The sequence below is a fragment of the Corynebacterium sp. KPL2838 genome (genome assembly GCF_040225455.1).
GTDB lineage: Bacteria > Actinomycetota > Actinomycetes > Mycobacteriales > Mycobacteriaceae > Corynebacterium > Corynebacterium rhinophilum.
In genome coordinates this window covers 66,727-75,909 of record NZ_JBEHFT010000010.1, presented here as the reverse complement: position 1 = coordinate 75,909, position 9,183 = coordinate 66,727, and the positions used below count along the sequence as shown (strand labels likewise).

Here is a 9,183-nt window from a genome sequence, read left to right as displayed (position 1 = left end):
GGCCAACAAACCACACAAGATTCGCTGGCCAACAGACCAATCAACACACAACCATGCACACAAAAATAAAAAATAAGTACATTGGCACACTATTGAGTTCTCAAACAACACCCACACACCACAAGAAAATTAACCAAACGTTAACCTCTCATCGGCGGCTCGCACTAACTTACCCAACAACCTGAACCAAGTCAAATCCTTGAATCAAGCCAGTACAAAAAGTCACTCAAAAGTAACCAACCGGCTACCTCTCGGCGACTTGGATAAACCTACACCCCACTCCAAGAAACGCACAAATCCCCTGGCAAAAGCGTAAAAATGCAATTACCAAGGGATCAGTTAACAACCGAAGCGAAGTCACTAAGAAGGATTCACAACCCGTGCCCCAGCGAAGCGCTTCTTGCCCTTACGCAACACCAGCCAAGAGCCATGCAGCAGGTCTTGGGAAGACGGGGACCACTCGATGTCCTCGATGCGCTGGTTATTCACGTACGCGCCACCTTCACCCACAGTGCGGCGCGCGGCACCCTTTGATTTCTCCAATCCCGACTCAACCAACAAGTCCAGGATGGTGGCCTGCGTGCTGACCTCAACCGCCTCGGTTTCCTGCAATGCAGAAGACAGCGTGGACTCGTCCAGATCCTGCAGTTCTGCCCTGCCGAACAGTGCCTGGGAAGCCAGCTCCACTGCTTCGGTGGCCTGCGCGCCGTGCACCAAGGTGGTCATCTCCCGCGCCAACACGCGTTGCGCCTCACGCTTGTGGGGTTCCTGCTCTACCTTGCGCTCCAGTTCCGCGATCTCTTCTTGGTTTAGGAAGGTAAACCAACGCAGGTAATCGATAACAACGGCATCACCGGCATTGATGAAGTATTGGTACCAGGAGTACGGGCTGGTCAGCTCTGGATCTAGCCACAGTTTGCCGCCGCCGGTGGATTTACCAAACTTATTGCCCTCGGCATCTGTCACCAGCGGTACCGTCAGGCCGTGCACCTTCACACCGTTTACGCGGCGGTTGAGATCCACGCCGGAAACGATGTTGCCCCACTGGTCGCCACCGCCAATCTGCAGTACGCAGTCGTACTCGTTGTGCAGGTGCGCAAAGTCGTTCGCCTGCAGCAGCATGTAGGAAAACTCGGTGTAAGAAATGCCGTCGGATTCCAAGCGCCGCTTAACGGTATCGCGGTCCAGCATGGTGTTGAGCGAGAAGTTCTTACCAATGTCGCGCAGGTATTCAATGACGTTGATCTGACTGGTCCAGTCGGCGTTATTGACCATCACCGCTGGGCTTGTAACCTCGCCCGAATCGGTGAAGTCCACGAAAGCCTCAAGTTGGGTCTTGATTGCCTGCATGTTCTCTGTGATCTGCTCTTCCGAGAGCATGGAGCGCTCGCCGACATCGCGCGGGTCACCAATCATTCCCGTGGCTCCACCAGCCAACGCGATTGGACGGTGACCGAATTGCTGGAAGCGCTTCAGCATAATCAGCGGCACCAGGTGGCCCGCATGCAGCGAGCTGCCCGTCGGATCGAAACCGCAGTACAAGCTGATCGGGTTCGCTGTGGCTTCCTTCAGCGCCTCCAAGCCCGTGGACTGGTTGATCAGCCCGCGCCATTGCAGTTCGTCGATAATGTTCGTGGTGTTGCTCATACGTAGGTGTTCCCTTTTTCTATTACTTGATTTGCAGGACTCTAGTTACTTGGACTCAATGGGCCAGTCCACGGCTTCGTCTACAAGCATAACCGGAATGCCGTCCTGCACTGGATAGGCCTTGTTCAGCCTGGGGTTCACCAAATAGTCACCGTGATCCTCAAGCGGTTGCCTGTCGATGGGGCACACGAGGATCTCTAGGAGCTTCTGATCAATCATGCTGCTTAGTCTAGCCCCTGCCCCAGACATCCCACCGAGTGACTCCCTGGGTGTTACTTGCCGATGCCCCCTCGGTGACCCACCTGCCCCATAACCTCGCCCTCGGGTGGTGTGCGTTACAGTGGACAGTGCAACCGAACACGGGCGCTCGAGGTATCGAGCTGAGATCGCGCTGTATGCCCGCGCGAGTACCGCTAGAACCTGCCTGGTTAGAACCAGCGAAGGAAGAATGAGGAGAGTCAACTATGACGGATACGTCTACCCAACACACCCGTACCACCATTCCGAACGACGAGTACGGTGCGGAAATCCACCCGAAGCACAGCTTCGCCCCCATCGAAAAGCAGGTGGAATCCTTCGGCAAGACCTTCACCCTCCAGGTGCCGGAAACCGAGGTTCAACTGGATGATTCCCCGACCGGCCCGAACGCACCGCAGAAGCTCTACCGCACCCGCGGTCCGTGGGCCGAGCCGACCGAGGGGCTGGAGGCTCTGCGCAGTGAGTGGATCGAAGCTCGCGGCGATGTGGAGGCCTACGAGGGCCGGCGCCGCAACCTGTTGGACGACGGTAACCGCGCCCTCAAGCGTGGCGAGGCCAGCGATGAGTGGAAGGGTATAAGCCGCGAGACGCTGCGAGCCAAGGAAGGCAAGCGCGTAACCCAGATGCACTACGCCCGCCAGGGTATTATCACCCCGGAGATGGAATACGTCGCACTGCGCGAGCACTGCGATGTAGAAAAGGTGCGCGAGCAGGTTGCCTCCGGTAAGGCAATCATCCCGAACAACATCAACCACCCGGAATCCGAGCCGATGATCATCGGCAATGCCTTCAACACGAAGATCAACGCCAATATCGGCAACTCCGCAGTGACCTCCTCTATCCGCGAAGAGGTGGACAAGCTGCGCTGGGCTACCCGCTGGGGCGCAGATACCGTGATGGATCTATCCACGGGCAACGACATTCACACCACCCGCGAGTGGATCATGCGCAACTCTCCGGTGCCGATCGGTACCGTGCCGATCTACCAGGCCCTTGAGAAGGTCGACGGCGTGGCCGAGGACCTGACCTGGGAAATCTTCCGCGATACCGTAATCGAGCAATGCGAGCAGGGCGTGGACTACATGACGATCCACGCCGGCGTGCGCCTGCCCTTCGTGCCGCTGACCACCAAGCGCGTGACCGGCATCGTTTCGCGCGGCGGTTCCATCATGGCCGGCTGGTGCCTAGCCCACCACAAGGAATCCTTCCTGTACGAGAACTTTGACGAGCTGTGCGAGATCTTCGCCAAGTACGACGTCGCGTTCTCGCTTGGCGATGGCCTGCGCCCCGGCTCCATCGCCGATGCCAACGACGCAGCCCAGTTCGCTGAACTGAAGACCATCGGTGAATTGACCCACCGTGCCTGGGAGTACGACGTTCAGGTCATGGTAGAAGGCCCAGGCCACGTGCCGCTCAACATGGTGCAGGTCAACAACGAAAAGGAGCAGGAATGGTGCGGCGGCGCGCCGTTTTACACCCTGGGACCGCTGGTTACCGATATTGCTCCCGGCTATGACCACATCACTTCCGCCATCGGTGCGGCCAATATCGCGATGGGTGGTACCGCGATGCTGTGCTACGTCACCCCGAAGGAGCACCTCGGCCTACCGAATAAGGACGACGTGAAGACTGGTGTGATCACCTACAAGGTCTCCGCGCACGCGGCGGACGTCGCCAAGGGCCACCCTGGTGCCCACGAGTGGGACGATGCAATGAGCAAGGCGCGCTTCGAATTCCGTTGGCACGACCAGTTCGCCCTGTCCCTGGACCCGGATACCGCCCAGTCCTACCACGACGAAACCCTGCCCGCGGAGCCGGCGAAGACCGCCCACTTCTGCTCGATGTGCGGACCAAAATTCTGCTCCATGCGCATCAGCCAGGATATCCGCGACGCATTCGGCGAGAAGATCGACGAGGTGCTGGCCACTGACCGAGAGCAATCGCTAGTCAAGGACCTCGGCTTGCCTGGCTTCGGCCGCCAGAGCGTGGACGAAGAGGGCGTCACTAACGCCGAAGGCGAAGAAGAAATGGCCGAGGAGTTCCGTCGTGCGGGCTCCAAGCTGTACCTAAACCGCGACGAGGCCAAGGAAGTTTCCGAGGATCTGCAAAAGGAAGCAGCGGCGTACAGTGAGCGCTAACCAGCTGGACCTGCGGTGCTACCACGTGACGGGCGCACCGCGGGAGAAGGTCGTGCAGGTTGCCGCGGCGGCAGCAGCCGGTGGCGCGGGCGTGATTCAAGTTCGCAGCAAGCCCATTAGCGTGCGCGATCTGACCGAGCTTGCTATCGACGTGGCCGCGGCGGTCGAGGAAGCCAATCCAGCAACGCGGGTGCTTATCGATGACCGAGTCGACGTGGCCGCCGCGCTAATGGGTAAGCACAATATCCACGGCATACACATCGGCCAAGACGACCTGGATCCGCGCCTGGCACGGCAGGTTCTTGGCGAGGATGCGATCATCGGGTTGACCACCGGCACCCTCGAGCTCGTGCAGGGTGCTAACGAGTACGCCGATGTGATCGACTACATCGGTGCCGGGCCGTTCCGCCCCACGCCCACGAAATCCTCTGGTCGAGCCCCGCTGGGGTTGGAAGGCTATCCCCCGCTCGTGGCAGCTTCGGCCGTTCCGGTGGTGGCGATTGGAGACGTCCAGGCTGCCGACGCCGAAGCCCTGGCCCACACCGGTGTGGCTGGAGTGGCAATCGTGCGTGCCTTTATGTACTCCGATGATCCAGCTGCACTGGCAACCACGGTTGTCGATGCCTTCGATCGGGCGGACAAGAATGCAGCAAACGGTTCACATGCATAATGCCGAGCACGCGATCATTGGCGCGGGAATCATCGGGCTTACCACCGCATTCGAGCTGGTGGATGCGGGTGTCGACCCACAGGAAATCGTGGTGATCGATCCCCACCCCATTAGCGGTGCCACTTTCGTGGCCGGTGGCATGCTGGCGCCGGTGGCGGAGGTGCAATACCGGCAAGAGCCGTTGTACCCGCTGATGGTTGCTTCGGGCGAGATGTTCCCTGATCTTCTGGCCAGGTTGAGTGCGAAAACCACCGCACCGACCGGGCATCGCCGTGAATCCACCCTGGTGGTGGGCGCCGACCGCGCCGATGGCGTGCACATCCGCGAGCTGCTGGCGCTACAGCAGAAACACGGCATGGATGCCCACGCGCTGCCACTTCGGCAAGCACGAAAGCTAGAGCCTGGGCTCAGCCCCCAACTGGCCGCCGCAGTGGAAATCCCGGGCGATCATCAGATCAACCCGCGCATGTTCAGCGCGTGCCTGCTGGAATACCTGCAGCACGCCGGGGTTCGCTTTCTGTCCACGGCAGCAACGCGCATCGACGGCCAAAATGTGCAGCTTGCCGATGCCCCCATGGTCACTGCCAACATGATCTACCTCTGCAACGGGCTGGGCGCCAAGGACGTGGATGGCTGGTTCGAGGGCGCCAATCCCCTAGCACTACGGCCGGTGTTGGGTGACATGCTGCGGCTGCGGGTACCAGAAGAGCTAGCGCCAATCACCCGGGTGGTGCGCGCATTCGTGGAGGATCGGCCGGTGTATGTTATCCCCCGCACCGACGGCACCATCGCTATCGGTGCCACCAGCCGCGAGGACAACCGCAAGGGCCCGTCTGTGGACGGTGTGCACACGCTCCTTCGCGATGCCATCCGCGTGGTTCCGGGACTGGAGGATTGCGAGTTCATCGAAGCGATCGTTGGAGCCCGGCCAGGCACCCCCGATGATTTGCCCTACCTGGGCAAAGTACGCGACGGGCTAGTGATCTCCACCGGGTACTTCCGCCACGGAATCCTCCTGTCCGCCCTGGGGGCTAAGGTGGGTGCCCAGTTGGGATTGGGCACGTCCCCGGGGATAGACATTTCGGCCTGCGATCCGCTACGCCACGCCCGATAGCCACAAAAGAAAGGAATAAGCACCATGGAATACACGGTTAATGGAGAACCCCGCAACAGCGATGGGCCGATCACCGTGAGCGCCATCGTAGAAGCAGAGACTGGCGATGCCTCGCCAAAGGGCGTGGCCGTAGCCGTCAATGGCGATGTCGTTCCAGCCAGCAACTGGTCTTATGAAGTCGCCAACGGCGATGAGCTCGATATCCTCATCGCCGTACAGGGCGGTTAGGAATCTCCGATGCTTACTATTGCAAATAAACAATTCGATTCGCATCTAGTAATGGGAACCGGCGGGGCCAGCAGCCAGGACATGCTGGAGCAATCCCTGGTTGCCAGCGGTACGGAGCTCACCACCGTCGCCATGCGTCGGCACAGCGCTAATAGTCCCGGTGGCGAGTCCATCTTCGAGCTCTTACAACGATTAAACATTGACGTGCTACCCAACACTGCGGGGTGCCGCACCGCCCGCAATGCCGTGACCACCGCCAAGTTAGCCCGCGAGGCGCTGGGCACCAATTGGGTGAAGGTAGAAGTGATCGCGGATGATCGCACGCTTCTACCGGACGTGGTGGAGCTCGTGGATGCGTGCGAGATGCTGGTTGCTGAACGATTCGTGGTGCTGGCATACACGAGTGACGATCCGGTCATCGCCAAGCGGCTAGAAGACGTGGGCGTGGATGCGGTGATGCCTTTGGGCTCGCCGATTGGTACGGGTCTAGGCATCCTGAACCCGCACAATATTGAGCTGATCTGTTCGCGCACCCAGGTTCCCGTGCTGCTGGATGCCGGTGTGGGCACGGCCTCCGATGCTGCACTGGCCATGGAGCTGGGCTGCGATGGCGTGCTTTTAGCCAGTGCCATCAACCGCTGCCAGGATCCCCTGGCGATGGCGACTGCAATGAAATACGCCGTGGAAGGCGGCCGGTTGGCCCGCCAAGCTGGGCGCATTCCGAAAAGGCAGCACGCCGTGGCGTCATCATCGTTTGAAGGATTGGCGAGCTGGGAAGACAAGGTCCTGTAATGAGCCAACTGCCACGCGAAGAGCTGCGTAGAGCGGCCCGCCAAACCCTGCTGCCCGGTTATGGCATCACCCAGCAGGAAGCGCTGCACGGCACCCATGTATTCGTCATCGGCGCTGGCGGATTGGGATGCCCCCTGATGCAGCAACTGGCTGCCGCCGGTGTGGGCGAGATTTCTGTGATCGACGACGACACGGTGGATCTCACCAATATCCACCGCCAGATCCTGTTCGGCGCCCAGGATGTGGGTAGATCCAAGGTGGAGGTCGCCGCCGAAAAGCTCGAGCAGCTGCAGCCCGGCATCGTGGTGCATGCGATTCACGACCGCCTTACCGCCGACAACGCCGTGGATTATCTCCGTGGAGTGGACATCCTGGTGGATGGTTCCGATACGTTTGCCACCAAGTTCCTCGCCGCCGATGCTGCGGAGATCACGGGTACCCCGCTGGTATGGGGCTCGGTGCTGCGATTTCGCGGCGACTGCGCAGTGTGGTGGTCTGGACCCGGTGCCGAATCGGGCGTGGGCATGCGGGACCTCTATCCCCTGCAACCCGATCCCGATTCCGTGCCGGATTGCGCCACCGCCGGCGTGCTGGGCGTGACCACAAGCGTGGTCGCGGGCCTGATGTCGACCGAGCTAATCCAGTTCGCCACCGGCATGAACCGCGACCGGGTAGGTCTGTTGAGCATCTACGATGCCCTGACTTCCTCCATCACTCACTTCCGCGTGCCCCACGACCCGGCACGTGAGCTAACCACACAGCTGCAGCACAACTACGGTGGCGCTGCCTGTGCCTTACCGGGGGCCGAAGATACCGCGGCGATGTTCGACGATCTGCGCGCCGGCGCCGTGGCCATCGATGTACGCGAAGCCGGGGAGGCCGCCATTGATGATTTCTTTTTTGACGCCACCGCCAAGCATTACCACTTACCAACCTCCGTGTGGCTGGAAGATCCAGAGGCAGCGCGCTGCTTGCTCGATTCCCTGCAGGGCGCGGGGCTTAGCGACGCCTGGGTGTACTGCGCCTCCGGCAAGCGATCGGCCAGCTTCATCTCGGCCTTCGCTGAGGAAGCCGAACAGCGTGGCATTATGCTGCACAACGTTGCAGGTGGCATAAAGAGCCAGCCCGCAACATTCCACGGGATGCCGGATCACTAACTAGTGCAAAACATCCGAATATGACAAAGGGTCCTTGTCTTGCAGGAAGACAAGGACCTCTTACAACTTCTAGGGATAGTGGTTCTCACCTTAGCGAGGCAGAGGGAGAAGTTGGATCCCTCTGCCCCACCCGTGCCTTAAAGCAGGGACGGAACGTTAGCAACCAAGGAGAACAGATCCTTAGGATCGTCCGGGTTGGCAATGATGTCAATCTCGGACTCCAAGTCGGTGCCCTTGACGGAATCGCGCAGGTAACGCAGCGCGGAGAAGTCATTGATGGCGAATCCGACATCATCGAAAAGCGTGATCTGCTCATCATCGTCGCGGCCGGTGGCCTGACCGGTGAGCACCTGGTAGAACTCCACGACCGGGAAGTCTTCCGGCTTCTGCTGGATTTCGCCCTCGATGCGGGTCTGCTCAGGGAATTCCACGAAGACCTTGGACTTGTCCAGGATGGAGCTCTCGAGCTCGGTCTTGCCTGGGCAGTCACCGCCGACTGCGTTGAGGTGTACGCCTGGGGCAACGTGGCGATCAGCAAGAATCTGGTTCTGAGCCTTGTCGGCGGTGCAGGTGGTAATGATATCTGCGCCCAGTACTGCCTCGTCGACGCTAGAGCAGGCGGTGATATTAAAGCCAAGTGGCTCCAAGTTACGCTTGAACTTTTCCACTGCTTCAGGGTCGATATCGTAGATGGTGATGTCTTCGATGCCCATGACGCCACGGAAGCCCAGTGCCTGGAACTCGGACTGCGAGCCAGCACCAATCATCGCCATGCGCTTGGAATCCTTGCGCGCAAGGTGCTTGCCCACCATGGCGGAGGTGGCGGCGGTGCGCAGCGCGGTAAGGAGGGTCATCTCTGCTTCGAAGGTCGGGTAACCATTGTCGACGTCAGCGATAACACCAAATGCGGTAACGGTCTGGTAACCGCGAGCAGGGTTGGACGGGTGACCATTAACGTACTTGAAGGAGTACTCCTTACCGTTAGAGGTAGGCATCAGCTCGATGACGCCGAACGGGGTGTGGGAGGCAACGCGCGGAATCTTGTCAAAGCGCTCCCATTCGCGGTAGTCAGCCTCGAGGTAATCCACCATTCCAGTAATGATGTTCTCTACGCCTTCGCGCTGAATCCAGCGCGCCATATTTTCGACGTCTACAAACTTAACAGCGTGGTTCATAAGA

General features: G+C 59.9%; 9 protein-coding genes. 6 read left to right on the top strand and 3 right to left on the bottom strand.

The genetic code is table 11. The annotated features are described in order from the left end of the window. Positions 1–360 precede the first annotated feature (360 nt). Positions 361–1,647, bottom strand: a complete 1,287-nt coding sequence (gene tyrS, locus ABRP98_RS05305) for a tyrosine--tRNA ligase (RefSeq protein ID WP_349857899.1) — start codon at positions 1,645–1,647, stop codon at positions 361–363. Positions 1,648–1,692: 45 nt separating this feature from the next. Continuing rightward, a complete protein-coding gene (locus ABRP98_RS05300) occupies positions 1,693–1,866 on the bottom strand; it encodes a Trm112 family protein (RefSeq protein ID WP_034659356.1) in 174 nt (57 codons plus the stop codon). Between the two features lie 245 nt (positions 1,867–2,111). Here ABRP98_RS05300 and thiC point away from each other — a divergent pair, with 245 nt between their 5' ends. Genes thiC through ABRP98_RS05270 form a run of 6 tightly spaced genes read left to right on the top strand, consistent with a single transcriptional unit; the run spans position 2,112 to position 8,004 of the window. Further along, on the top strand, positions 2,112–4,043 hold the full coding sequence (gene thiC / locus ABRP98_RS05295; RefSeq protein ID WP_349857897.1) for a phosphomethylpyrimidine synthase ThiC: 1,932 nt from the start codon (positions 2,112–2,114) through the stop codon (positions 4,041–4,043). Continuing rightward, positions 4,033–4,713 (top strand): thiamine phosphate synthase, encoded by a 681-nt coding sequence (locus tag ABRP98_RS05290; protein WP_237792069.1) that lies wholly within the window; start codon positions 4,033–4,035, stop codon positions 4,711–4,713. Before thiC ends, ABRP98_RS05290 begins: the two co-directional genes overlap by 11 nt. Next, entirely contained in the window at positions 4,706–5,827 is a 1,122-nt protein-coding gene (gene thiO, locus ABRP98_RS05285) for a glycine oxidase ThiO (protein WP_237792068.1), read from the top strand. Before ABRP98_RS05290 ends, thiO begins: the two co-directional genes overlap by 8 nt. A gap of 24 nt (positions 5,828–5,851) precedes the next feature. Then, a complete protein-coding gene (thiS, locus tag ABRP98_RS05280) occupies positions 5,852–6,055 on the top strand; it encodes a sulfur carrier protein ThiS (protein ID WP_023017900.1) in 204 nt (67 codons plus the stop codon). 9 nt (positions 6,056–6,064) lie between these two features. Beyond that, complete coding sequence (locus ABRP98_RS05275; protein WP_349857894.1) at positions 6,065–6,847, top strand: thiazole synthase; 783 nt, start codon at positions 6,065–6,067, stop codon at positions 6,845–6,847. Then, positions 6,847–8,004, top strand: a complete 1,158-nt coding sequence (locus ABRP98_RS05270) for a ThiF family adenylyltransferase (RefSeq protein WP_349857892.1) — start codon at positions 6,847–6,849, stop codon at positions 8,002–8,004. The genes ABRP98_RS05275 and ABRP98_RS05270 overlap by 1 nt, the downstream gene beginning before the upstream one ends. Positions 8,005–8,141: 137 nt before the next feature. Here ABRP98_RS05270 and ocd read toward each other — a convergent pair whose 3' ends face one another. Next, positions 8,142–9,179: an ornithine cyclodeaminase gene (ocd, locus tag ABRP98_RS05265; RefSeq protein ID WP_005280341.1), complete on the bottom strand. Its 1,038-nt coding sequence runs from the start codon at positions 9,177–9,179 to the stop codon at positions 8,142–8,144. Positions 9,180–9,183: the final 4 nt, after the last annotated feature.

Coding starts and splice junctions, on each gene's coding strand:
- tyrS (WP_349857899.1), bottom strand. CDS start 1,647: ATGAGCAACACCACGAACATTATCGACGAACTGCAATGGCGCGGGCTG.
- ABRP98_RS05300 (WP_034659356.1), bottom strand. CDS start 1,866: ATGATTGATCAGAAGCTCCTAGAGATCCTCGTGTGCCCCATCGACAGG.
- thiC (WP_349857897.1), top strand. CDS start 2,112: ATGACGGATACGTCTACCCAACACACCCGTACCACCATTCCGAACGAC.
- thiO (WP_237792068.1), top strand. CDS start 4,706: ATGCATAATGCCGAGCACGCGATCATTGGCGCGGGAATCATCGGGCTT.
- thiS (WP_023017900.1), top strand. CDS start 5,852: ATGGAATACACGGTTAATGGAGAACCCCGCAACAGCGATGGGCCGATC.
- ABRP98_RS05275 (WP_349857894.1), top strand. CDS start 6,065: ATGCTTACTATTGCAAATAAACAATTCGATTCGCATCTAGTAATGGGA.
- ABRP98_RS05270 (WP_349857892.1), top strand. CDS start 6,847: ATGAGCCAACTGCCACGCGAAGAGCTGCGTAGAGCGGCCCGCCAAACC.
- ocd (WP_005280341.1), bottom strand. CDS start 9,179: ATGAACCACGCTGTTAAGTTTGTAGACGTCGAAAATATGGCGCGCTGG.